The following is a 23650-nucleotide window of genomic DNA, read 5'->3' on the forward strand; positions in this document are numbered from 1 at the left end:
GTGGAAGTCATCAAGCCAGGTCTGGGACTGCCCGATGACCGGGCCTTCCCCTGCATGGCCTGCATGGCTACTTCGGCACGGCCCGCACCAGGCCTTGGCCTTCTATGGTGGCCTCGGGCGGCACCACGAAGAAGTGGTACTGCCGCGGGTCCATCTCCAGGATCGGGCATTCGAGCCGGGCGGCCAGGCCTGCATCAGGCGACCAGTTGCCATAGGCGTGGCTAGCGGTCAGATCGAACGAATCCACGCGCGCATAGAGCGCGCATGCGGGGTAGACATCTGCCACAGATGGTAGCGGATGCTCACCTTTTACGATGGTGGACATGGCGATCCTTTGCTGTCTGCCTTGCCGTCTGCAACGAGCATAGACGCCAATCGCCCATCCCGAAAGAATGGAAATCGCTTGTACGCATAGCGGGATGGGCAGCCATAGGAACTTGGGGACCGACTTTTCCTGGCGCCCGGAAACGTATTCATGCGTCCGTGTGCCGTGACGTTGACGCGCACGTTTGCTGCGGGTGAGAGTCAGCGTCCAACACGCACTATCAGGTGAGCTTTGGGGCTTTGAAGAAAGCCGCTCGTCTCGCTATAGCGATGTTTGCATCAGTGTTCCCATCTCGTTCAGACCGCGGTCGAACTCATGCGATGGGCGGATCGAAGAGGGGAGGTCGGAGACGCCAATTCGCGTAAATCCCAGCCGCGCAAAATAGCCGGATGCGTTCTTCGTCTGCAGCACGATGGTCTCGATACCTTGCTGCCGGACATCGGCAACGATTGCCGCAACCAGAAGCTCGCCAAGTCCCGCCGACCTTGCGCGTTGCGCAACAGCGAGCGTCCGAAGCACGCCGGTCGTTTCGTATCGCTCTATGCCGGCGCAGCCGAGTAGCCCGGAGTTGTCGCGGGCAATCATGTACTGTGCGAGGTGGTCGTGCATCTCCTCGCAGAACAGGCTGGATGCACGCAAAAGCGCTTCTATATCCGGCCAGTCCGCTTCGGTTGCATAGTATGGACGCATGATGCACTCCTTCAAGCAAGTGCGCCCTTGAATGCTACGGTTGTCGGGGATATTTCGCCTGTAGGGATTGCTCTTAGGTAGATTTGCTAGCTTCGCCGCGCATGCTTGCTATGCCACAAGATTCGGCCAGACGCGTCGACGTTTCGGTGCCCGGATGTCTGTTCGCAGACCTCTGCAGCGCACTGGCTGTCGTGAGCGGATGAGGCGCCGCCATGTCACCTGGTGAGGGGAAGTCTGGCCGACTAGCTCCAGACGAGTGTTGCTTCTTGCTGCAGGTGGCCGGGCAGGACGTAGTCCCCATGCGCGATTGCCAGCGCCTCCAGTTCGCATAAGCTTTTTTCCGGAAGCGCGGTCATGTCGAATCGACAGTAGAGGTAGCGCTGTCGAAAGGTAAGCTTCTCCCGGCGCAGGCCTCGGATCAGGGCGTCAGCGGATTCTACGGAGATGTGCTCGGCGGTTCTGTACTGCACATCGACGCCGCATTGCTGCCCAAGGTGAGCGAGTTCAAGCGCATCCTCCCACGCCGTCTCGTAATCCAGGTCAACCGTCCCCCCGGTGCGAGCATTGATGCGCTCGATGGCACAGGCTCGATTGTGCGCGACGTAAACGCTCATGGGACGTTCCCGACGGTGTGCTCGTCCGCGAATGGTTTCACAAACCGCAGAGTTGAGCAAGCGAACACATGCGTCCATTGAGCGAATGGGCGTCGATGCCCGATAGCGCCCGGCTGCAAGCTGGAGGCGGCGGAACCGAGCCGCCATCAAGGCGGGGTCTCGGTCTGGCTCTCGGGCGGATGCCGGGCCAGTGCATGCTCGAGCCGGCACTGGCGGATGCGCATCCTGGTGACTGTCGATGCACTCGCAACTCCAGGATTGCGCGGGTAGGCGATGAGCGCCCGTCGGCTCTCCGAGGATTCATGCGCTGCCGGAATTATATAAATGAAACCGAATGCAAACCGTAATGATGTTTAATTGTCATTAATGAGTGAGCGGTCCTACGCTGGGGTCAAGAAGTTGCTGCCCAAGTGTTCAAAATGGACCCGTCCTTCCACCTCCAACCGCTCGTCGGCTCCCATCTGGTCACGCCGCGACGGGGGTATCACCACCATGGCATCTACGTCGGCAACGGCAAGGTGGTGCATTACGCCGGGCTGTCGCGGGCGCTGGGGCGCGGCCCGGTGGAGGAAGTCCACCTCACCCAATTTGCCATCGGCGGCGTGGTCTGGATCGTACCGGAGCCGGACGCGACTTATGCCACCGAGGCAGCCGCCCAGCGCGCGCGGTCGCGACTGGGAGAGGACCGCTATCGCCTGCTGAGCAACAACTGCGAGCACTTCTGCATGTGGTGCCTCTACGGCGAGAACCGCAGCGCACAGGTCAGGACCTGCCTGCGCAATCCGTGGGCGGCGCTCCGGACCGGGGTGGCACTGCTTGGCGCATGGCTGGCGCCCGAGGCGCCGCCGGCGGCGGCCTGAGACGCCCTGAGACGCGAATGAACCGAGAATGAGGGGGAAAGGTCCGGTAGCCCGCATCGGCCGAGGCTCGATCGCCTTAGTTGGCCGCGAGCGGTCGTTGGTCGGCATTGGCCGGTCAGGTGCAAGGGCCGAGAAACCTCTTACAGTCGCTAGACCACGGGTAATTTGCTTGGGTAACATGTGCTCGTCCGGTGCGAGAGCCCATGTGATACAGACCCAGCCAATGCGTCAGGCCAGCCCTGCCACTCGCCGCCCGTCCTGGGGCGCAAACGTCATTGCATTGATGACGCTCTGCATATGCCATATTGCCGGAGCGAACGCCGAAGTACCCCTGATTCGATGCGAGATCAGCCAGGGAGGCGGCAATCCGCGAGTATTCGAGTTCAGGCAGGCTGCCGATCCCTATTCCGTGAAGTCCGTCGATATAGACGGATATTTTCGTTTCAAGGCAGTCATGGTCGGAGCCGGGCCCATTGCCTACATCAAGCTCTATACCTACTACCAGGATTCGGATCGGGTCATTCTGCTGCATGAGGCGAAATACGTCCCGCCTGCGGTTCCTTCCCCAACTGATTCGACCCGCTCTTTCACAGGGATCAACTACCTCTATTCCCCCGTGCTTGGAAGGGAACTGCAATATAGCTGCACGCTGACGGGGACGGCATAGTGCGGGGTGACACGTCGGGCCGTGCCATTGCACGATTCCTTGTGGCGGCTTTCCTGTGCTTCTGCGTCGTTGGCGAAGCGGTGGCGAGCGAGACGCCCGCCGGCCCGGTCGTCTCGCTTGCCTTTGTCGGCGACATCATGCTTGACGGGATTCCAGGGGATACCTTCAAGGCCGGGCGTGATCCGTTTGCGGACTTCGCACGAATCCTGGATGCCGCGGATATCCGGATTGGCAATCTCGAGTGCGTCATTGCCTCCAGGGGGCGCCCCGAGCGCAAGCCGTTTACGTTTCGCGCAAATCCATATTGGGTCAATGTACTGAAGGGCCATTTCACCGCGCTCTCGCTCGCCAACAACCACACTGGCGATTTTGGCCGGGACGCCTTTTCCGAGATGCTTGATCTGCTCGAAGCGCAAAAGCTCTCATACTTCGGAGGCGGGCGAAACCTGGCCGAGGCACACGCACCGCTTCTGATCGAGCGTAACGGTCTCAGGATTGCCCTCCTTGGCTACAACGAAATCTTCCCGCGCAGCTTTGAGGCCGATCACGCCGCGCCAGGGCTGGCCTGGAGCGAAGATGAACAGGTGATTGCCGACATCGTAAATGCACGAAGACTTCATCATGCGGACCTGGTCATACCATTCATGCATTGGGGGATCGAGCATGAGCATCATGCCAGTGCACGCCAGCGCCGGCTCGCACATGCGATGATCGACGCGGGCGCCAATGCAGTCATTGGCGGGCACCCGCACGTTACCCAGGACATTGAGCAATACAAGGGACGCCCCATCTTCTATAGCCTGGGAAACTTTGTCTTTGACGGCTTCAAGGATGAAGACAACAACACCGGGTGGCTGGCCCGCCTCGAAGTGGATCGGAGCGGGGTACACCGTTGGCAAATCTATGTGGCCCGTACCGACCGCCAGGGTATTCCTCACCCTGCATCGCCAAAGCCCCGTTCCTGTTGGCAAAGAGGTCAGCCGATCAAGACGGTGTGTGGGGATAGCGGGGTGGCGGATAACAAGGCTTCTGAATGACGGCGTGCTGGATGGCGCGCTGGCGCTGGCGAGCAATACAGGCGAGGCCAATCGCGATCCACGTCGCCCGGAGAACCTCTACTTTCCGAGGGTGCCGCGAGTTGGTGTGTATCACATTGACAATGACTCTTCCTATGCAAGTTCGGCTGGCCTTAAGAAACACACTGCTCATTGCCGTGCTGGCCTATTGCCTGATATTGGTGTGGGTGTATGTGCGCCAGAACCACTTCATCTACTTCCCGATAACGACCGAGGCGTCACTGTGGAGGGAACGGGCCGTGCAGGCCGGGGCTCAGATTATTCCAGGCGTGAACGCGATTGTGGTGGAGCCTCCGGTCGTTGATGCCTCGACGAAGACAGCCCTTTTCTTTCACGGAAATGACGGCGATGCCTTCGAGCGGCTTAGTCTGGCCAAGGTCTTCAACACGCGGGGGTACCGCCTGGTTCTGGCAGAGTATCCCGGGTATGGCCCCAACCCGGGAAAGCCGTCACAGGCCACCATTGTTCCCTCTGCGATGGCCTTGATGCGCGAAATTTCCCAGCGTTGGCCTGGCCGCGTGACGCTGGTTGGCGAGTCCCTGGGGAGTGGCGTGGCGGCGCAAATCGCCGCTGCCATGCCTGAGAGCGTGGACAAGCTGGTGCTCATCACGCCGTTCACCAGTCTGCGAGAGACAGCGGCTCGGAAAATGTGGTTTGTTCCCGTCAGCCTGCTATTGAAATCTCCGTTTGATTCCAGCGCGGCGCTCAAGAACTATCACGGGCTTTCTTCCGTGCTGGTAGCTGGTCAGGACGAGCTGGTTGGTCCGCAGGCGGGACTAAGGCTTCACGAGCAACTCGCCAGCCAAGGGCCGTCCGACTTGCTTGTGTTGCCCAAGGCAACACACAACACCTGGATGTCCGGCCTTACAGCGGAGCACTGGGACCTGCTGCTGCGACTCACGCCTCGATAAGCTCTTCAGATTGCCGTGAATGTGTGACACTCATTAAAGGAATTCCTTGCGCAGATCGACGCTGCAGCGTTCGCCGATTGCACTGTAGTTCTGCGCCAGCCAATGCTCGGCCTCGTTGCGCCCCTGGTCGCGCAGATGGCAAAGAAAGACCCAGTCCGCATTGAACTTGCTGGACACGCCGAGCGCCGTCATGGTCTGGTCCGAGCGGATGGCGTGGATCAGCATTTCCTTCATCTCGGCCCGGTCTAGCTTGCCGTCCTGGATCAGAGTCGTGACGAAGCTGATGGCACGAAGCTCGCGGATCAACGAAGAGTTGAAGCTGACTTCGTTGATGCGATTCAGAATCTCCGCGGCAGTCTTCGGCACGCCCTTGCGAACGATCGGGTTGATATGGACGATCACCACATCCCGCGTGGTGCAGTGATAGATCAGCGGGAAGATGGCGGGGTTGCCGACATAGCCGCCGTCCCAGTAGTACTGGCCGTCGATCTCCACGGCCTGGAACAGGGACGGCAGGCAGGCCGAGGCCAGCACTGCCTTCAGGCAGATTTCCTCGCGCGAGAACAGCCGCACCTTGCCGGTCTCGACGTTCGTTGCGCACAAGTAGAGCTGGATCGGGCAGTCCCGGCGCAAGGCGTCGAAGTCGACATGGCGGGCAAGTACGTCGCTCAGCGGGTTGAAGTTGAAAGGATTGAACTGGTACGGGGAGAGTATGCGCAGCAACAGGTCCGTCAACAGGTACATCGGCGAGCCGTCGAGCCCATAGCCGCCATGCGTCCACATCTGCCATGGCAGTTTGCGGAACGGGCTGTAGATCCGCGCGGTGCTGGAAACGTCTTGCCAGAAGTCGTGCAGGGCGGTGCGTGCGCCTGGCGGCCCACCCTTGAGCAGGCCGCAGGCAAGTACCACGGCATTCATTGCACCGGCGCTGGTGGCGCTCACGCCTTCGATGGCGAGCCGATCGTCTTCGAGCAGACGGTCAAGTACGCCCCAGGCAAAGGCGCCATGGGCGCCCCCGCCCTGCAATGCGAGGGCGATGGGCTTCGCGGCGCCCCTGGGCTTTGCTCGCATGGCTTGTTCCCGAATTGGTGGGCATGTCGCGCCCCTTGGACTACCAGCTTAGGCGAACCCAAACTCCGAGGTCAGTTTTCCTGAGGTATCGAGACCAACCGGTCATCAGCACCCGTCTTCGCGCGCGACGCGCTCCCGTGAGGCGATGCATGCACTTCCGAGCGTGCCGCGAAAGGCCATTTAGCAGCGCTGCTGAAGAACTGGCTGCCACCGGAGAACTGCCTGTCGGCATCGGGTGCCCCTTGCGGCCTTTGCCTACTGCCCCCCCGTATGCACCGGATGAGGGGATAATCGCATCCCTCTCATTCCGCCGGCGGGCGAACAAAACCAGCAGTCATGCAGAGCAAGCGTAAAGCCACCCTGATCGGGCTTATTGCGATCGTATTGTGGAGTGCCATCGTCGGCCTGATCCGCGGCGTCAGCGAAAGCCTTGGCGCGACCGGCGGTGCCGCCATGATGTACTCCGTCGCATCGGTCCTGCTGTGCCTGACGGTCGGCTTCGGCAGGCCCGGCGAATTTCCCCGGCGCTATCTGCTGTGGGGCAGCATCCTGTTCGTTTCCTACGAGCTGTGCCTGTCCCTGTCGATCGGCTACGCGCATAGCAGCAGGCAGGCGATCGAGGTGGGAATGGTCAACTACCTGTGGCCAGCCTTGACCATGCTGTCGGCCATCGCGTTCAACAGGCAGAAGGCCAGCTTCCTGATCATTCCGGGCTTCCTCGTCGCCATTCTCGGCATCTGCATGGTCCTGGGCGGCGAGCAGGGGCTCGATGTCGCCGGCATGGCAGCAAACGTCAGGGACAATCCGCTCAGCTACGGACTGGCCTTCGCGGGCGCGTTGATCTGGGCGGCCTATTGCACGGTCACGAGCCGGATTGCCGGCGGCAAGAACGGCATTACGCTGTTCTTCATGCTCACCGCACTGGCCTTGTGGGCCAAGTATGTCTTCGGGGAACACGCGCCGATGTCGTTCAGCGTCCACGCCGTCATCTACCTGGCCATGGCCGCCTCGGCGATGGGGTTCGGCTATGCGGCCTGGAACGTGGGCATCCTGCACGGCAACGTCACGGTCCTTGCCGGGGCGTCCTACTTCATTCCGGTCTTCTCCGCCGTACTGGCGGGCCTGCTGCTGCAGACCCCGCTTTCGCTGGCGTTCTGGAAGGGCGCGTCGATGGTGTGCGCGGGGTCGATCCTGTGCTGGCTGGCCACGCGCGGGCGGCCATCGAAAGCGGCTCCGGTGCCGGACACGGCGCTGTCGCCGGAGCGGGCCGGGGAGCCATAGCCCGGCTTGCGGCCTGGCCGTGGCATGCCCTGGCCAGGATGCACTGCAGCCGCGTCGCAGGCCTCGTGCGGCTGGCCATTGTCTTGCGCGCCTGACCCGTTCCCGGCCCGCATCTCCGCTAAAATTCTGCCGAGGCGGTTCCTTAAGGTTTGCGGCGTGGCACTTCAACAGGGTTTCATCCTGACCCGGCATTGGCGCGATACGCCGGCAGGTACGGAAGTCGAGGTCTGGCTGGCTACCGACGACGGACCGCGCCTGCTGCGCCTGCCTCCCCAGCCGGCTGTCGCGTTCGTCCCCGAGGCGCAGCGCGAGCGCGCCGAGGCGGTGCTGCAAGGCGACGGCAATGCCGAGTTGCGCGCGCTCGGGCTGCAGGATTTCCAGCGCAGGCCCGTCCTGGGTCTTTACTGTCGCCAGTACCGGCAGCTGGCCCAGCACAGCCGCGCGCTGCGCGACGCCGGCGTGGACGTCTACGAAGCCGATATCCGCCCGCACGAGCGCTACCTCATGGAGCGCTTCATCACCGCGCCGGTGTCGTACGCCGGCGAAGCCGACAGCAGCGGCGTGCTCCGCAACGCGCAGATGAAGCCTGCGCCGGACTATCGGCCGACGCTGCGCCTGGTCTCGCTCGATATCGAAACCAACGCGTTTGGCGATCTCTACTCGATTGCGCTCGACGGCTGTGGCCAGCGCCAGGTCTATATGCTCGGCGCGGCACCGCCGGACCCCGCGCAAGTCGATTTCTCGCTCGAATACTGCGCAACTCGTCGGGTCTTGCTCGAAAGGCTGAACGAGTGGGTGGCCCGCCACGACCCCGACGCGATCATCGGCTGGAACCTGGTCCAGTTCGACCTGCGCGTGCTGCACGAGCACGCGCGCCAGTTCCAGGTTCCGTTGCGCCTTGGCCGTGGCGGCGCGGAAATGGAGTGGCGCGAGCACACCAGCCAGCAGCACTATTTCGCGGGCGCCGCCGGGCGCCTGATCATCGACGGCATCGAGGCGCTGCGTTCCGCGACCTGGAGCTTTCCGTCGTTCAGCCTCGAATCGGTGGCGCAGGCGCTGCTCGGCGAAGGCAAGGCGATCGACAACCCGTATGACCGCATGGACGCCATCGACCGCATGTTCGAACACGACAAGCCGGCCCTGGCGCGCTACAACCTGCGCGATTGCGAGCTGGTGACGCGGATTTTCGAGCAGACGGAGCTGCTGACGTTCCTGCTGGAGCGTGCCACGGTGACGGGCCTGCCGGCGGACCGCAGCGGCGGTTCCGTGGCCGCCTTCACGCACCTGTACATGCCGCTGATGCACCGCCAGGGCTATGTCGCGCCCAACCTCGGCGAGAAGGCGCCGGAGGCCAGCCCCGGCGGCTTTGTCATGGATTCGCGGCCCGGCCTTTATGAATCGGTGCTGGTGCTGGACTACAAGAGCCTCTATCCCTCCATCATCCGCACGTTCCTGATTGATCCGGTCGGTCTGGTGGAAGGGCTGGCGCATCCGGACGATGCCGACTCCGTGCCCGGGTTCCGCGGTGCGCGCTTTTCCCGGACGAAGCACTGCCTGCCGGCAATCGTCTCCAGGGTCTGGCAAGGCAGAGACGCTGCCAAGCGTGACGGGAACAAGCCGCTCTCGCAGGCGCTCAAGATCATCATGAACGCGTTCTACGGCGTGCTCGGGTCGAGCGGTTGCCGCTTCTTCGATCCGCGGCTCGCCTCGTCGATCACCATGCGCGGGCACGAGATCATGCAGCAGACCCGGGCCCTGATCGAGGCCCGCGGCTATGAGGTCATCTATGGCGACACGGATTCCACCTTCGTCTGGCTGCGCCGCGCACGGACCGAGGCCGACGCGGCACAGATCGGCCGCAGCCTGGTCGCACACGTCAACGACTGGTGGCGCGAGCACCTGTCGCAGGTCCATGGCCTGGAAAGCGCGCTGGAGCTGCAGTTCGAAACGCACTACCGGCGTTTCCTGATGCCGACGATCCGCGGCACGGATCTCGGCAGCAAGAAGCGCTATGCGGGGCAGGTGCTGCGGCCTGGTGGCCAGGTGGAGATGGTGTTCAAGGGGCTGGAGACGGTGCGCACGGACTGGTCGCCGCTCGCCCAGCAGTTCCAGCAGACGCTCTACGAAAAGATCTTCAACCGCGAGCCCTACCAGGACTACGTGAGGGACGTGGTGCGCCGCACGCTGGCCGGCGAACTTGACGAGCAGCTGGTCTATCGCAAGCGCCTGCGCCGCAAGCTCGATGATTACCAGCGCAATGTGCCCCCGCACGTTCGCGCCGCGCGCATGGCCGATGCCTATAACGAACGCCACGGCCGGCCGCGGCAGTATCAGCGTGGCGGCTGGATCAGCTATGTGATGACCACGGCCGGGCCGGAACCGCTCGAAGCCCGCTCGGCGCCGATCGACTACAGCCATTACGTCGCCAGGCAGCTTCAGCCGATTGCCGATGCGATCCTGCCGTTCCTCGACGACGATTTCGAGACGCTGCTGACCGGCCAGATGGCGCTGTTCCCGGGGTAGAAGAGGGCATTGAAGCAGAGGGCGTTGAAGCTGCGGCTGACCGCAACTTGCGGGCGCCGCGCGAGGCACCCCGGTTGTAGCCTGGAACGCCTCAGCGCAAGGCAGATCGGCGAAGCGGAAGAAATTTCACGCGATGCGCGCCCGGCGCGCCTGCCCGTCGCGATATCGGACAAGCACCGACAAGCCTTTCAGCCGTCGTGGCAGATGAGGGGCGGGATTGCCGCCGTAGATTGAAGGTACTGATTCTTCCAAGGAGGCAGATCATGTTCCGACGCTACGCTACTTGCCTGACCCTAGGCGTGCTCGCCGCGGCGGCCACTACGACTGCGCTGGCGCGCGAGTACGTGGACGAACGCGGGGCTCCGGTCTATGTCGAGCCGGCTCCGCCGGTGGTCTATGAGCGGCCTGCGCCTGTCGTGGCGAGCACGCATGTGGTCGTAGGCTGGCACGGCGAACGCTATTGGGATGGTCATCGCTGGTGGGAGCGCGACGAGTGGAACCGCCACCATCATCACCATGACAATCATCACAACAACCACCACGACAATCACCACGACGAAGATCACCGCGGCTAGGACCACGGCTTGATGCATCGTTGAGGGCATCGGCGCCGGCCAGGGTAGGCGGCTTCGTGCCGTCCCAGGCTAGCGCAGATGCCTTCCGGGCAGGGTCGGTGTCGTCGCCTGCCGGGCAGGCGCGCCCGTCATTTCAGCATTGCGCGCGCGCCGCGCCCTGGCCGATGGCTTCTCTGCCGGATTGCGTCGCGCAAGCGGGCTGTCCGAATGCGTGCCGAACGCGCCGAGATGAATGGGTTCGCCCATCCCGCCCACGACCTGCTGGCCGAGCGCATTGCCGCCAGCACACCATAGCGTCGCTGCAGACGCCACCAGCCCGAGTACCCGCATCCTGCCCATTGAGTTCGCTCCGTCACGCATTGGCCACCACTGGCCGCTTGCGGTCGAGAGCATATTGGCTCTGCGCCGGCGAGGTTGTAACGGTTTGTGAGGTCAGGTCTTCGATGCCGCCGGCGCGGCTTCGGCTTCGGCCGCCTGCAGGTTCAGCACCGCGTCGCGCTTGTCCAGCAGATGCTGGCGCAGGATCGCCGCCAGGCGCTTGCCGTCCCGCGCTTCCAGCGCCACCAGCATTTCGTCGTGGTCGTGGATGGCGCTGTCCCACTTCGTTTTCTGGAAGTTTGAGCGGAACCGCAATGCCTGCAGCCTGCGATTCACGGCCAGGTAGGTCTGGCGCAGCGCGCTGTTGCGGGCGGCCTGGTTGATGCGGTCGTGGATCTGGCGGTTGTAGTTGTAGTAGCCGGACAGGTCGTCCTGCGCGCGGCACGCCAGCATGGCGTAGTGCAGGGCCTTGATTTCGGCGAGATCCACCGGCGTGATGCGTTCGCAGGCCAGTTCGCCCGACAGCGCCTCCAGGCCGCTCATCAGCTCGAACGTATCGAGGATCTCCGTGGCCGACAGGCTGGCGACCGTCGCGCCGCGATTGGGCGAGATGTCGATCAGCCCTTCGGCTGCGAGCACCTTGAACGCCTCGCGCAGCGGTGTGCGCGAGATGCCAAGCGTTTCGCACAGCTCGCGCTCGTTGAGCTTGGTGCCGGCCTTCAGCACGCCCTCCACGATGAAGTTGCGCAGGTGGCCCACCACCGTGTCATGCAGGCGTTGCCGCTCAACCTTCGGAAGCACGGAAGCGAACGAAGTTTCGCCGGAAGAAATGGGATCTTGCATGCAAAGTCCAACGACGGTCGTTTTCCGGGCATTCTATCAGACGCCTAGCACACTGCCGACAAGACGCAAGTCCCTGATGGATCGGGGTAAACACTGCGCGTTTTTCTTATCCTCGCCCCCTTCCTTTACTGGCTCCGCCTGCTAAAGTATTTTGAATGCAAAATTCAACAGGAGGAGTAAATGCTGAAACTGGACTTCCATCCCGCTGGCCGTCATTTCCTGCAGATCCCCGGACCGAGCCCGGTGCCGGACCGCATCCTGCGCGCCATCAGCTACCCGACCATTGACCACCGCGGCCCCGAGTTCGGGGCGCTGGGGCTGAAGGTGCTGGCCGGCATCCGCCAGATCTTCAAGACCGAGCAGCCGGTTGTGATCTATCCGGCCTCAGGGACCGGCGCCTGGGAAGCCGCGCTGTCCAATACGCTGAGCCCTGGCGATACCGTGCTCATGTTCGAGACCGGCCATTTCGCCACGCTCTGGAAGAAGATGGCCGAGAAGCTGGGCCTGCGTCCGGAATTCCTTGGCCTGCCGGGCATCGAGGGCTGGCGCCGCGGGGTGCAGGCCGACATGATCGAGGCGCGCCTGCGCCAGGACAGCGGCCATGCCATCAAGGCCGTCTGCGTGGTGCACAACGAGACCTCGACCGGCGTCACCTCCGATATCGCCGCCGTGCGCAAGGCCATTGACGCGGCGGGCCATCCGGCCTTGCTGATGGTCGACACGATCTCCGGGCTGGCCTCGGCCGACTATCGCCACGACGAGTGGGGCGTGGACGTGACCGTCTCGGGCTCGCAGAAGGGGCTGATGCTGCCGCCGGGCATCAGCTTCAACGCCGTGTCGCCCAAGGCCATCGAGGTCGCCAGAACGGCCCGGCTGCCACGCAGCTTCTGGGACTGGGAAGAGATCATCGCGATGAACCAGACCGGCTACTGGCCCTACACGCCGAGCACGAACCTGCTTTACGGCTTGTCGGAAGCGCTGGACATGATCCTGGAAGAAGGGCTCGACAACGTCTTCGCGCGCCACCAGCGCCTGGCGGAAGCTTGCCGCCGCGCAGTGCGCGCGTGGGGCCTGGAGATCCAGTGCGCGGACCCGTCGGTCTACAGCCCGGTACTGACCGGCGTCATGATGCCCGATGGCATCGACGCGGACACCGTGCGCCGGATCATCTATGACCGCTTCAACATGTCGCTCGGCGCGGCGCTGGGCAAGATGAAGGGCCGGATGTTCCGCATCGGCCATCTCGGCGACTGCAACGACCTCACGCTGATGGCCACGCTGTCCGGCTGCGAGATGGGGCTGAAGCTGTCGGGCGTCCCGCTTGCCGCCAGCGGCGTTGCCGCGGCCATGGACTATCTTGCCGCCCACGCGAGCCCCTTGCCACTGCGGGCCGCAGCCTGACGCCAGCCGCCGGGGCCCGCGATCGCGGCGCGCACCGGTTCGCACCGCAAGGCCGGGGAGGGCCTTGCAGCGAGCCGCTTGCCGGCAGTACGGCAAGCGCGCGGCCACTGGCCCCGGCGGTACAGGCCCGTTCCACACAGCACTGATCGCATCAGGATCGGCGCAGCAGTACTGACGTACCTGACAATACAAAAGGAGACGCTGTGGAAACTACCCTGCAGGCCGGGGCAAAGGTGAGTTCGTACGAAGACGCCGTTTATCGCAAGGTAAGCTGGCGCCTCGTGCCGTTCCTGATGCTTTGCTTCCTGATTGCCTATCTCGACCGAGTCAACGTCGGCTTTGCCAAGCTCCAGATGTCCCAGGACCTTGGCTTCAGCGAAACCGTCTACGGCCTTGGCGCCGGCATTTTCTTCATCGGCTACTTCCTGTTCGAGATCCCCAGCAACCTGGCGCTCCACCGCTTCGGGGCCAAGGTCTGGATCGGCCGCATCATGGTCACATGGGGCCTGCTGTCCGCGTGCTTCGTGTTCGTGGAGACGCCGACGGCCTTCTACACCCTGCGTTTCCTGCTGGGCCTCGCCGAAGCGGGCTTTACGCCCGGCATCGTGTACTACCTGTCCTGCTGGTACCCGTCGCACCGTCGCGCCAAGATCATGGCGATCTACTGCATGGGCTCGCCGCTGTCGGGCATCATTGGCAACCCGCTGTCCGGCTTCCTGATGGGCAGCATGGGCGGCATCGCGGGCTGGGCGGGCTGGCAGTGGATGTTCTTCATTGAAGCCGTGCCCGCCGTGCTGCTCGGCCTGGCCTGCTTCTACTACCTGGACAGCTCCATCGCCAAGGCCAAATGGCTCAGCGACGACGAGAAGCAGGTGCTCGAACGGGCCAAGGCGGAGGACAACAAGGCGGCAGGTCCGGAGGCGCGCGTGGGCAAGGTCTTTACCGACCCGCGGGTCTGGCTGATCAGCCTGATCTGCTTCTGCTATGTCACCGGCCAGTACGGCATCACGCTCTGGCTGCCGACGTTCATCAAGTCGACGGGCGTCTCCGACCCCGTGCAGATCGGCCTGCTCAGCGCGATCCCGTATATTGCGGCCATCGTGACCATGTACTTCTTCGCCAAGAGCGCGGACAAGCACCGGGAACGGCGCTGGCACCTGATCGTGCCCTGCATGATGGGCGCCCTCGGCTTCCTGGCGCTGCCGTGGATCATGCACAGCACGGCGCTCTCGCTGGTGTTCCTGTCGATTGCCGCAGCCGGCATCCTGACCTGTTCGCCGCTGTTCTGGTCGCTGCCCACGGCCTTCCTCAGCGGCGCGGCAGCGGCCACGGCGATCGCCATGAGCAACTCCATCGGCAACCTGGCCGGCTTTACCAGCGGCTACATGATCGGGTATCTGCGCGACGTGACCCAGAGCGGCAGCAGTGCGTACTACATGATCGCGGGCATGCTCGTCCTCGGCGCGTTCGCCATCTGGACCTTGCCGGCCAAGCTCGTCAACCGGTAGCACAGCCGGGGAGCGGCATGCCGCTCCCCAAGGACTCAACACCCCGGCGCCCTCCGCGCCCGGGGCGCAAGGAAAGCAAACATGGAACCCACCCTCGAATCCGGCACCAGCGTCATGGAGGCCACCGTGTCCGGCGTGCATGCCGCCATGCGCGAAGGCCGGCTGACCGCGCGCCAGCTGGTGCAGGGCTATCTGGACCGGATTACGGCCTATGACAAGAGCGGCCCCCGCATCAACAGCGTGTTGCAGCTCAATCCGCAAGTGCTGGCGGAAGCCGACCGGCTGGATGCACATGCCGCGGCAAGCCCGTCCGTGCCGCTTGCGCCGTTGCATGGCATTCCCGTGCTGATCAAGGACAACATCGAATGCGCCGGCGTCGAGACGACCGCGGGCGCGCGTTGCCTGCAGGGCAATCTGGCGCGGGAGGATGCCTTTATCGTGCGCCGCCTGCGCGAGGCCGGTGCCATCGTGCTGGCCAAGACCAATCTGCACGAGATGGCGTCGGGCGGCGAGACCGTCAGCACGCTGGGCGGGCAGACCCTGAATCCCTATGACCTGACGCGGACGCCGGGCGGCTCCAGCGGCGGCACCGGCGCTGGCATCGCGGCCAACTTCGGCCTGTTGGGCATCGGCACGGACGGCATCAACTCTGTGCGTTCACCGGCTTCGGCGAACAACCTCGTCGGCCTGCGCCCGACCATGGGGCTGGTCAGCCGTAGCGGACTGGTCCCTTGCGGGCTGACGCAGGACACCATCGGTCCGATCACCCGCACCGTGGCCGATGCCGCGCTCCTGCTCGACGTCATGGCCGGCCACGACCCGGCCGACCCGGTTACCAGCCAGGCGGCCGCGCATATCCCGCCCAGCTACGCCGAAGGACTGAACCGCGACGGCCTCAGGGGCGCCCGCATCGGCGTGCTGCGCTCGTTCTTTGGCGAAGGGCCCGGGCATCGCGCCGTCAATGCCGTCATGCAACGCGCGCTTGCCACCATCGGGGCCCGCGGCGCCGAGCTGGTCGAGATCGACGAGGCGATCGACCCCGACGCGCTGCTGGCGGACACGCTGGTGCATCTCTACGAAATGAAGGGCGATCTCGACGCCTACCTTGCCAGGGTGCCATCCGGCGTGGCCGTCCGCTCGATGGAAGACATCATCGCTTCCGGGAGCGTGCTTCCCGGCGTCATCGGAACGCTGAAGAACGCCGTGGCGCTGGCAGGCAACGAGACCGAATACCGCGAACGCCTGCAGCGCCAGCAAGCCTTGCGCGATCGCATCCTCGGGCTGATGGCGATGCACCGCCTGGATGCGCTGGCGTTTCCGCACCAGCGGCGCCTGGTCGCGCCCGTGGGCGAGGCCCAGGCCGAGCGCAATGGCGTGCTGGCATCTGCCACGGGCTTTCCGGCAATCGTCATACCGGGCGGCTTCTCCGAGCCGGACGCCAATGCCCCGCATGGCGTTCCGGTCGGCCTGGAATTCTTCGGCCGGCCGTTTTCGGAGCGTGTGCTGTTGCGACTGGCCTATGCGGCCGAGCAGGCCCTCGGCGCACGACGGCCACCTGACTGCGCACCGGCGCTGATGACCTAGCACGGCGCCGCAGGCGCACTTTCTTTGCTGCTCTGCCAAGACCGGCCAACGACGCCGGCGACAGGTTTGCGGATACACCGTGACTGACCTCAATCCGAGGAGGAGACAACATGGGCGCAGAAGTGAATGTTCAATCGTCGCGTTCCCCCCAGCAGCACGAACTCGACCGGGCAATGGATGGCATAGGCGTTACCGCTGCACACAAGAAGATCATTTTCCTGATCATGCTGGGCGTGATGTTCGACGTCTTCGAGCAGAACGCCGTCGGCCTGGTGGGGCCCATCCTGCGCGAGCAATGGGGCATATCGGTCGCGCACATCGGCCTCCTGAATACGCTGACCTTCAGCGCGGCCGCGCTGGGGCGTGTGGCATCGGGCTACATCGCGGACCGCTACGGCCGTCGCACGATGCTGAACGTGAACCTGCTGTTGTTTACGCTGGGCGCGATCATCTGCGCGCTGGCGCCGAACTATACGGTGCTGGCGGCGGGCCGGTTCATCGTCGGCATCGGGCTCGGCGGCGAAATCTCGGTCGCCGTGACGATTCTGGCCGAGCTGTGCTCCACCCGCTTTCGCGGCACCGCGGTCGGCATGGTCAGCGTGGGCAGCGGGGGGCTGGGCAATATGCTGGCGCCCGCTTTCGGACTGGCGGTGTTCGCCCTGTTTCCCGGACCGGACAGCTGGCGCTGGCTGTTCGGCTGCCTGGTGGCTCCTGCCATCTTCGTCGTGTTCTACCGTCGCTTCATCCCCGAGACCCCGCGCTTCCTGCTGTCCAAGGGGCGCGTGGATGAGGCGAACGTCGTGCTCTCCGGCCTCGCCTCCGGGCGCCTGGGCAAGCTGCGGGGCGAGCCGACGCAATACATCAGGGAGGCCGTCCAGGACGACTCGCCCCGTGCCCGGGTCCGGCTGCGCGATGTGTTCCGGGGCCGGCTGGGCCGGCGCACGATCGCGCTCGGGATCGCGGTGTCGATGACGTATGGCGCGCAGATCTCCGTCCTGACCCTGATGCCGACCATCCTGATGTCGCAGGGCTACACCATCTCGAAGAGCCTGCTGTTCACCATGGTGATGCAAAGCGGCAGCCTGTTCGGCGCGCTGGCGGCCTCGTATTGCGGCTTTCATTTTCCGCGCAAGCGCGTGCTGACCCTGGGCGCCGGGCTGGCCTGCGCGGCAGGGCTCAGCTTTGGCTTCCTGACGTTCAACGTGGGGCTGGTGCTGCTGTTCGGGGCCTGCTTTACCTTCTGCGTGGTGCTGCTGAATACCTCGATCTGGATCTTCGCCCCGGAACAGTATCCGACCGACGTCCGCGCCTTTGGCACATCGCTGATCCTTGCGCTGGGTACACTTGCCGGCGCGCTGACGCCGCTGGTGAGCGGACGCGTGTTTGAATCCTACGGCGTGGGCGGCATGTTCAGCATGCTGGCCGCGATGTACGCCGTGTTCGCGGTGAGCGTACAGTTCGCGCCGGAGACGTTCGGCCGGCCCATGGGTGAACCCGAGGTGGAAGACGAGCCGCAGGTGGCCGTCGCACCGGGCGCCGCCAGCGTCAGCAGATCCTGACCCCGGAGTGACATGACGCCTATCCTGCTGATCAACCCGAATACGTCGCAGGCGACCACGCAGATGATGCTGGAGATTGCGCGTGCGAGTCTCGGCGGACGCGCGGAAGTCCGTGGCCTGACCGCGCCGAGCGGGGTGCCCATGATCGTGGACGAAGCCGACCTGCGCACGGCCGCGGACGTGGTCGGTGCACTGGACGTGTGCGATGCCTGTGGCGTGATCGTCGCGGCCTTCGGCGATCCCGGTGCGGAGATCCTGCGGCGCAGGCTGGCGGTGCCGGTGGTGGGTATTGGCGAGGCGGCCATGCGCGAGGCGGCGCAGCAGGGGCGCTTCGGCATCGCCACGACCACGCCGGCGCTGGCCGCCTCGATCGAAGGCAAAGTCCGGCAGTTCGGGCTGGAAGCCGCCTTTACCGGCGTGCGCCTGACGCCGGGCGACCCATGGCGGCTTGGCCAGGATCCCGCGGCACTGGAGGCCGCGCTGGCTGATGCCGTGCAGGCCTGCGTGGAGGCCGATGGCGCACGCGCCGTGGTCATCGGCGGCGGACCGCTCGGCCGAGCGGCGCAGGCGCTTGCAGTGCAATTCGCCATTCCCGTGATCGGGCCCGTTCCGGCGGCGTGCGGCGCCATCCTGCGGGCGCTCGCGCGCGACTGACCGGCCCATCGTTTCCCTTTCTCCCTTTCCATCAAGGAGTAGTCCCTGGCATGAACGCAATCCAGATCGATGCAGTCGCCCAGACCCTGATCCACGCGCGGCGCGAACAGCGCTGCGCCGATGCCGAGGCTTTCGCCACGGCGCTTGCCACCCCGGATGACGCCTACGCCGTGCAGTCGGCGGTTGCCGCGTCGCTGGGCTGGCATGCAAGCGGCCCCGCGTACTGGAAGTCAGGCGGACCTTCGCGGCAGGCCAGGTTGACGCATGCCCAACTTCCCGTTGACGGCGTCTGGAGCAGTCCGGCAAACGCCGGCAACTGGAATTTCACCTGGCGCGGCATCGAAGCCGAGATCGCCCTGCGTCTCGGCCGTGCGGTCAGCGCGGAAGAAGCCGCCGCATTCGACAGCGGCAGCGCGGCCAGCTTCGTGGACGGCATGGCCGTCTCGATAGAAGTCGTCGATTCGCGCTGGCAGCAATACACCGACGCGCCTTCACTGCTGAAGCTTGCCGACCTGCAGGCGCACGGCGCGCTCGTACTCGGCGAGTGGCGGGCTTACGAGGCGATCGACTGGGCTGCGCAACGCTGCCATGTCCGGATTGGCGCGCAAAGCTTCGAGCGCAAGGGGACCCATGCCCTGGGCGATCCGGCGTACGGACTGGCAGCCTGGCTGCGCCACGCCACGCGCCACGGCGAGCGCGTGGAGGCCGGCACGGTGGTCACGACGGGAACCTGGGTGGGGATCCTGCCCGCTGCGGCCGGCGACCTGGTAACGGTCGAGTTCGACGGCATCGGGCACGCATCGATCCAGTTCTGACCGGGGCGGGGCGCCACTTGCCTCGTTTCAACGCACCCGAGGCAGTTGTCGGACGTTTGGCCTGCCTTAGTCCGCCGGGACCCACTGACCGGAATCCTGGCGGACGCTGACCCGTTCGCCATGCAGCCAGACTTGCTCCTCGCTCACGCTGGCCGGGGTCGACGGGACAATGTCGAAGGCGACATCGAGCGCCTGGGCAACATGGATGTCCTCGACGGGAAGCTCCCAGGTCAGGAATAACTGGGTGCAATCCTGGCCGTCCGGGAAGTCGGCCTCGGCAAAGCCATTGCCGCCGCGCCGGATCACGCCATGTGGCTGGCACGTGTCGAATACCAGGACCGTGCCCCGGCGCAGCGGGATGCGAAGGTCCAGTGACGGGAAATGTACGTCCTGCCCCTTGTCCTCGCTCAGGAAGAGATTGCAGAAGGCCGCCCCGCCGTACTGCTCGCCGTCATGGTGATACCTGGCGCCGCGGCAAACCATGAGGGCCACGTCGCTGGCGGCCACTACGCCGGCCAGCCCGAGCCGGTTGGTCCAGTCGGACACCGCCTGCACGCAGTGCAGGTACTCCGGCCAGCGTGCCCGCGCCCGGGCCAGCGGCATGACCTCGACATCGCCCGCGTCCAGGGTCATGTGGCGCGAGATTTCCCTGGCCCAGTCCGCGAGCAGGCGCGCCGGCGGCTCCGGTACGTTGAGCGTGCCCGACAGCACAAGGTTGCTCACGCTCCGGCTGCGCAGGGCGTCGCCACTCCAGAAGAAGGACGTCAGGGCGTCCGGGGCGCGGGCTTGCACGATCAGGACGCCTGCGGCATCGTCACGCCGCCGCGTGGCATGGCCAGCACCGACCAGGCAAACACGGCCAGGCCGCCCACCGCGAGCAGCGCGCCGACCCAGCCGGTGGAGGTCCAGCCCAGTCCGGCAGCGATGCTCACGCCGCCAAGCCACGCACCCAGCGCATTGGCCAGATTGAAGGCCGAGTGGTTGAGGGCGGCGGCCAGCGTCTGGGCGTCGCCCGCCACGTCCATCAGGCGGATCTGCAGCGCGGGTCCGAGTGCCACGACCGTGCCGATCAGCAGGACGTTGGCCGAGGCCAGCCAGGGATGCGGCGCAGTCAGCGTGAATGCACCCAGCACCAGCGCGGACCACACCAGCACGCCGCCGATGGCCGGTGTCAGGGCCTTGTCCGCCAGCCAGGCGCCGGCCAGGTTGCCCGCGACCATGCCCACGCCGAACAGCGCCAGGACCACGGGGATGGCGCCCGGCGGCAGTTGTGCCACTTCGAGCATGGTGGGCTTGATGTAGCTGAAGACGGCGAACATGCCGCCAAAGCCGATGGCGCCGATGCCGAGCGTCAGCCATACCTGCTTGCGCCGCAGCGCAGTCAGCTCGCGCAGCGGGCTGGCGCGGCGATCGCCTGGAAAGAATGGCACCCAGCGCCACACCAGCCAGACCGTGAGCAGGCCGATGGTTCCCACGATCAGGAAGGCTGCGCGCCAACCCAGCCAGGCGCCGACGGCAGCGGCGATCGGCACACCCACCAGCGTCGCGACGGTGAGCCCGAGCATGACCAGGCCAACCGCCTGGGCGCGGCGCTCGCGGGGCACCAGTCCGGCCGCCACCAGGGCCGCCACGCCGAAGTAGGTGCCGTGCGGAAAGCCGGTCAGCAGTCGTGCGATCAGCATGGAGGCATAGGCGGGCGCGACCGCGCTGGCGAAATTGCCCGCGGCAAAGGCGGCCATCAGCGCGATCAGCAGGTTGCGCCGCGGCCAGCGCGCGCCCAGCACGGCCAGCAAGGGGGCGCCGATGACGACGCCCAGCGCATAGGCGCTGATCAGGTGTCCGGCCTGCGGGATCGAGATGGCCAGGTCGCGCGCGGCGTCGGGCAACAGGCCCATGATCACGAATTCGCCGGTGCCGATGCCGAAGCTCCCAACACCGAGCGCGAGCAGGGCACGGCGGCTTTGGGCGGGTGAGAGTGTGTTGCCGGAGTTGCTGGGGGCGGAGGCGGGAAACGTGTCGGGGGTGCCGTGCGGAGCCGTCATGGGGAAGGGAGCGCGAGATCTTGTTGGTCCAGTCGCTGCTCGCTGGCGGGCGGGATTCTGCGTCCTGCCTCATGGATGCCAGCGCGCTCCGGCGCAGCGCGAGTGCGCATTGTGCCGTAAAACACCAATATGTGCTGGCGGTGACGGATGCGCCGCGCGCATGCAGGCGCGGCCGCAACGCGCGCGCGGAGGCTACCAGGCGAAGCGGTAGTCGCGTGCCGGCTGGAGCTGCCAGTCGCCATTGCCGCGCAGTTCCAGCACCTGGACGTGGTACTTGAGCAGGGTCGGGCGGTGGCTGACGCTGACGATCGTGGTGGGGCCGGTGGCCAGCCGGCTGTAGAGCTGGGCCTCGTTGTCGACATCCAGCGCGCTGGTCGCTTCGTCGAGCAGGGCGTAGCGCGGGCGGGCCAGCAGCAGGCGCGCGAACGCCAGGCGTTGCTGCTCGCCGAGCGACAGGACCTTGCCCCAGTCGAGTTCAGCGTCCAGCCCGCCGACGCGCTCCACCAGGTCGGGCAGGTTGACCATGTCGAGCAGCTTCAGCAGCTCGCTGTCCGCGATGCGGCGCTCCTCATGGCGGGGGTACAGCAACTGGCAGCGCAGGTTGCCCACCGCCATGTAGGGATGCTGCGGCAGGATCAGCATCTGCCCCGCCCCCGGGTGCACGATGCGGCCGCTGCCGCAATTCCACAGGCCGCTGACGGCCCGCATCAGCGAACTCTTGCCACCACCGCTGGGCCCGACGATCAGCAGGCTCTGGCCCGGCCCCACGGTCACGGTCAGGTCCTTCAGCAGGGTACGGCCGTAGTCGGGCGTATGCAGGGTCAGGTGCTCGACCGACAATGTGTCGCCCCGGCGGCGCTCGATGTGGCTGCCGGGTTTGCGCCGCAGCACGCGCGTGTGCGCCAGCGACGTCGCGAACGTAGCCAGCCGGTCCAGGCCCGCCACGAAGCGGCTCAGGCTTTCGAAGTTGTCGACGATCACCGTCAGCGCCGCCAGCACGGCCGTGAATGCGCCCGCGGCCTGGATCGCGCTGCCGACTTCCAGTTCGCCGTCCAGCACGCGGTTGGCGACGATGACGCTGGGCAGCATCAGGGTCAGGAAGGTATAGGCGTACTGGAACAGGTAGAGGTTCAGCTGCCAGCGGTTCAGGCGGTTGTAGTTGGCGAACACGTGCTGGAAGCGGCCGCGCACGTGATCCGATTCATGCTGCTCGCCCCGATGGAAGGTAATCGACTCCGCATGCTCGCGCACCCGGATCAGGCTGAAGCGGAAGTCGGCCTCGCGCTTGAGCTGGTAGAAGTTCAGCCCGATCAGCACCCTGCCAAAGCACAGGACGGAGACCACCGTGCCGCAGACGGCATAGAGCACGAGGAACACCACCAGTTCGCGCGAGATCGACCACAGCACCTCGCTGAACGCAATCAGCTGCAGCATCGACCCCAGCATCAGCAGCAGGAAGTACAGCGACTGCTGCGTGAAGGTGCTGATGTCTTCCGAGATGCGCTGGTCCGGATTATCGATGGCCGTGCTGGCATTGAGCGTGTAGAAGGCGCAGCCGCCGAAGTATTTGTCCAGGTAATGGTGCGTCATCCAGGACCGCCACTGCATGAACAGCCGGTTGCGCGTGTAGTAATAGAACGCGTAGACCGGGACGGCCGCGATCAGCACGTAGACGAAGATCTCGATGGCATACCAGAAGCGGTCGGCGTCCCCGGCCGCGAGCGCCGAGGCAAACTCGCCGGTCTGCTCATTGAAACGCACATTGGTCCAGGTCTGGCCCAGCAGCAGGCACACCAGTACCGACAGCAGGGCCCATGCCTTCCACTTCTCCCGGGATAGCCAGTATGGCTTGGCGATGTCCAGGAACCGCTTCCAAAGATTGCCGCCGCGCGTAGACATGACCGTATCGCTTTGACAAGGCGTCGAGCGGGGCAGCGCTGAACTGCCGGGGCCCGGGCCTCTAACAATGGGCGGACGAGCATTTCGCATGCCAGGGAAAGCGCTGTCCTGCCGCGACTTGCATCGTGGTGATTGGGGCACGTCCGGAGTCAGAACTCGCCTACGCACCTTTGCGCCTCCCGCCGATGCTCCGTCGGGACACCGGCAACTACATTGACTTTAGCCGATTCACTGCCGGAGATAGTTATGTCATTCGCGCTCTTCCTGATCGGATTGCTGGTACTGGTGGGCGGGATCGCCTGGGGGCTGTCGATTGCGGGCCTGGCGCCCGTCTACATCGGCATTGCATGCCTGGTCATCCTCGGCCTCGGCATCATGGCCGCCGTGTCCCGCACGCGAACGAAGGATCCTTCGTAGCCACACCGGGGCCGGGG

The 23650-nt window shown here is 65.2% G+C and carries 23 protein-coding genes; 14 read left to right on the forward strand and 9 right to left on the reverse strand.

Annotated elements, in window-relative coordinates; all coding sequences use genetic code 11:
• Positions 1-67 precede the first annotated feature (67 nt).
• The 3 genes from KHO22_RS23605 to KHO22_RS23615 all read right to left on the reverse strand — a co-directional run bounded on the left by KHO22_RS23605 (position 68) and on the right by KHO22_RS23615 (position 1629).
• Positions 68-325: a hypothetical protein gene (locus tag KHO22_RS23605; RefSeq protein ID WP_211949606.1), complete on the reverse strand. Its 258-nt coding sequence runs from the start codon at positions 323-325 to the stop codon at positions 68-70.
• Between the two features lie 261 nt (positions 326-586).
• Positions 587-1015 carry a GNAT family N-acetyltransferase gene (locus KHO22_RS23610; protein ID WP_211949607.1) on the reverse strand — a complete coding sequence of 143 codons (429 nt, stop codon included), beginning with the start codon at positions 1013-1015 and terminating at the stop codon, positions 587-589.
• 242 nt (positions 1016-1257) lie between these two features.
• Positions 1258-1629 (reverse strand): PHA-granule associated protein 4, encoded by a 372-nt coding sequence (locus tag KHO22_RS23615; RefSeq protein ID WP_211949608.1) that lies wholly within the window; start codon positions 1627-1629, stop codon positions 1258-1260.
• 419 nt (positions 1630-2048) lie between these two features.
• On the opposite strand from KHO22_RS23615, the gene KHO22_RS23620 reads away from it, so the two are divergent.
• From KHO22_RS23620 to KHO22_RS23635, 4 genes are all read left to right on the forward strand, one after another.
• On the forward strand, positions 2049-2489 hold the full coding sequence (locus tag KHO22_RS23620; protein ID WP_211949690.1) for a lecithin retinol acyltransferase family protein: 441 nt from the start codon (positions 2049-2051) through the stop codon (positions 2487-2489).
• 223 nt (positions 2490-2712) lie between these two features.
• A complete protein-coding gene (locus tag KHO22_RS23625) occupies positions 2713-3156 on the forward strand; it encodes a hypothetical protein (RefSeq protein ID WP_230426985.1) in 444 nt (147 codons plus the stop codon).
• Between the two features lie 41 nt (positions 3157-3197).
• Positions 3198-4193 (forward strand): CapA family protein, encoded by a 996-nt coding sequence (locus KHO22_RS23630; protein ID WP_230426986.1) that lies wholly within the window; start codon positions 3198-3200, stop codon positions 4191-4193.
• 134 nt (positions 4194-4327) lie between these two features.
• On the forward strand, positions 4328-5143 hold the full coding sequence (locus tag KHO22_RS23635; protein ID WP_211949610.1) for an alpha/beta hydrolase: 816 nt from the start codon (positions 4328-4330) through the stop codon (positions 5141-5143).
• 33 nt (positions 5144-5176) lie between these two features.
• On the opposite strand, the gene KHO22_RS23640 is transcribed toward KHO22_RS23635, so the two are convergent.
• Positions 5177-6214, reverse strand: coding sequence for a patatin-like phospholipase family protein (locus tag KHO22_RS23640; protein ID WP_211949611.1), 1038 nt, complete (start codon positions 6212-6214; stop codon positions 5177-5179).
• A 336-nt stretch (positions 6215-6550) separates the two neighbouring features.
• On the opposite strand from KHO22_RS23640, the gene yddG reads away from it, so the two are divergent.
• The 3 genes from yddG to KHO22_RS23655 all read left to right on the forward strand — a co-directional run bounded on the left by yddG (position 6551) and on the right by KHO22_RS23655 (position 10593).
• Positions 6551-7495: an aromatic amino acid DMT transporter YddG gene (gene yddG, locus KHO22_RS23645; RefSeq protein ID WP_211949612.1), complete on the forward strand. Its 945-nt coding sequence runs from the start codon at positions 6551-6553 to the stop codon at positions 7493-7495.
• 156 nt (positions 7496-7651) lie between these two features.
• Positions 7652-10018 carry a DNA polymerase II gene (locus KHO22_RS23650; RefSeq protein ID WP_211949613.1) on the forward strand — a complete coding sequence of 789 codons (2367 nt, stop codon included), beginning with the start codon at positions 7652-7654 and terminating at the stop codon, positions 10016-10018.
• A gap of 263 nt (positions 10019-10281) precedes the next feature.
• The gene (locus KHO22_RS23655; RefSeq protein ID WP_211949614.1) at positions 10282-10593 is read left to right on the forward strand and encodes a hypothetical protein; all 312 of its coding nucleotides are present in this window, start codon (positions 10282-10284) and stop codon (positions 10591-10593) included.
• A gap of 69 nt (positions 10594-10662) precedes the next feature.
• Here KHO22_RS23655 and KHO22_RS23660 read toward each other — a convergent pair whose 3' ends face one another.
• Together KHO22_RS23660 and KHO22_RS23665 are read right to left on the reverse strand one after the other, a co-directional pair.
• A complete protein-coding gene (locus KHO22_RS23660; protein WP_211949615.1) occupies positions 10663-10986 on the reverse strand; it encodes a hypothetical protein in 324 nt (107 codons plus the stop codon).
• A 39-nt stretch (positions 10987-11025) separates the two neighbouring features.
• Positions 11026-11754 carry a GntR family transcriptional regulator gene (locus tag KHO22_RS23665; protein WP_211949616.1) on the reverse strand — a complete coding sequence of 243 codons (729 nt, stop codon included), beginning with the start codon at positions 11752-11754 and terminating at the stop codon, positions 11026-11028.
• 180 nt (positions 11755-11934) lie between these two features.
• On the opposite strand from KHO22_RS23665, the gene KHO22_RS23670 reads away from it, so the two are divergent.
• From KHO22_RS23670 to KHO22_RS23695, 6 genes are all read left to right on the forward strand, one after another.
• Positions 11935-13155 (forward strand): pyridoxal-phosphate-dependent aminotransferase family protein, encoded by a 1221-nt coding sequence (locus KHO22_RS23670; protein ID WP_211949617.1) that lies wholly within the window; start codon positions 11935-11937, stop codon positions 13153-13155.
• 203 nt (positions 13156-13358) lie between these two features.
• Positions 13359-14663 carry an MFS transporter gene (locus KHO22_RS23675; RefSeq protein ID WP_211949618.1) on the forward strand — a complete coding sequence of 435 codons (1305 nt, stop codon included), beginning with the start codon at positions 13359-13361 and terminating at the stop codon, positions 14661-14663.
• 81 nt (positions 14664-14744) lie between these two features.
• Positions 14745-16247 carry an amidase family protein gene (locus KHO22_RS23680; RefSeq protein ID WP_211949619.1) on the forward strand — a complete coding sequence of 501 codons (1503 nt, stop codon included), beginning with the start codon at positions 14745-14747 and terminating at the stop codon, positions 16245-16247.
• Positions 16248-16357: 110 nt separating this feature from the next.
• Entirely contained in the window at positions 16358-17806 is a 1449-nt protein-coding gene (locus KHO22_RS23685) for an MFS transporter (RefSeq protein WP_211949620.1), read from the forward strand.
• A 12-nt stretch (positions 17807-17818) separates the two neighbouring features.
• The gene (locus KHO22_RS23690; RefSeq protein WP_211949621.1) at positions 17819-18460 is read left to right on the forward strand and encodes an aspartate/glutamate racemase family protein; all 642 of its coding nucleotides are present in this window, start codon (positions 17819-17821) and stop codon (positions 18458-18460) included.
• Between the two features lie 50 nt (positions 18461-18510).
• The gene (locus KHO22_RS23695; protein ID WP_211949622.1) at positions 18511-19275 is read left to right on the forward strand and encodes a fumarylacetoacetate hydrolase family protein; all 765 of its coding nucleotides are present in this window, start codon (positions 18511-18513) and stop codon (positions 19273-19275) included.
• A gap of 66 nt (positions 19276-19341) precedes the next feature.
• Here the strand turns inward: KHO22_RS23695 and KHO22_RS23700 are convergent, their stop codons facing one another.
• The 3 genes from KHO22_RS23700 to KHO22_RS23710 form a co-directional block, all read right to left on the reverse strand.
• A complete protein-coding gene (locus tag KHO22_RS23700) occupies positions 19342-20067 on the reverse strand; it encodes a hypothetical protein (protein WP_230426987.1) in 726 nt (241 codons plus the stop codon).
• Between the two features lie 2 nt (positions 20068-20069).
• On the reverse strand, positions 20070-21317 hold the full coding sequence (locus tag KHO22_RS23705; protein WP_211949623.1) for an MFS transporter: 1248 nt from the start codon (positions 21315-21317) through the stop codon (positions 20070-20072).
• 192 nt (positions 21318-21509) lie between these two features.
• The gene (locus tag KHO22_RS23710) at positions 21510-23216 is read right to left on the reverse strand and encodes an ABC transporter ATP-binding protein/permease (protein ID WP_211949624.1); all 1707 of its coding nucleotides are present in this window, start codon (positions 23214-23216) and stop codon (positions 21510-21512) included.
• A 246-nt stretch (positions 23217-23462) separates the two neighbouring features.
• Here KHO22_RS23710 and KHO22_RS23715 point away from each other — a divergent pair, with 246 nt between their 5' ends.
• Positions 23463-23633, forward strand: coding sequence for a hypothetical protein (locus tag KHO22_RS23715; protein ID WP_211949625.1), 171 nt, complete (start codon positions 23463-23465; stop codon positions 23631-23633).
• Positions 23634-23650: the final 17 nt, after the last annotated feature.

Source organism: Cupriavidus yeoncheonensis (assembly GCF_905397275.1).
Taxonomy (GTDB): Bacteria; Pseudomonadota; Gammaproteobacteria; order Burkholderiales; family Burkholderiaceae; genus Cupriavidus; species Cupriavidus yeoncheonensis.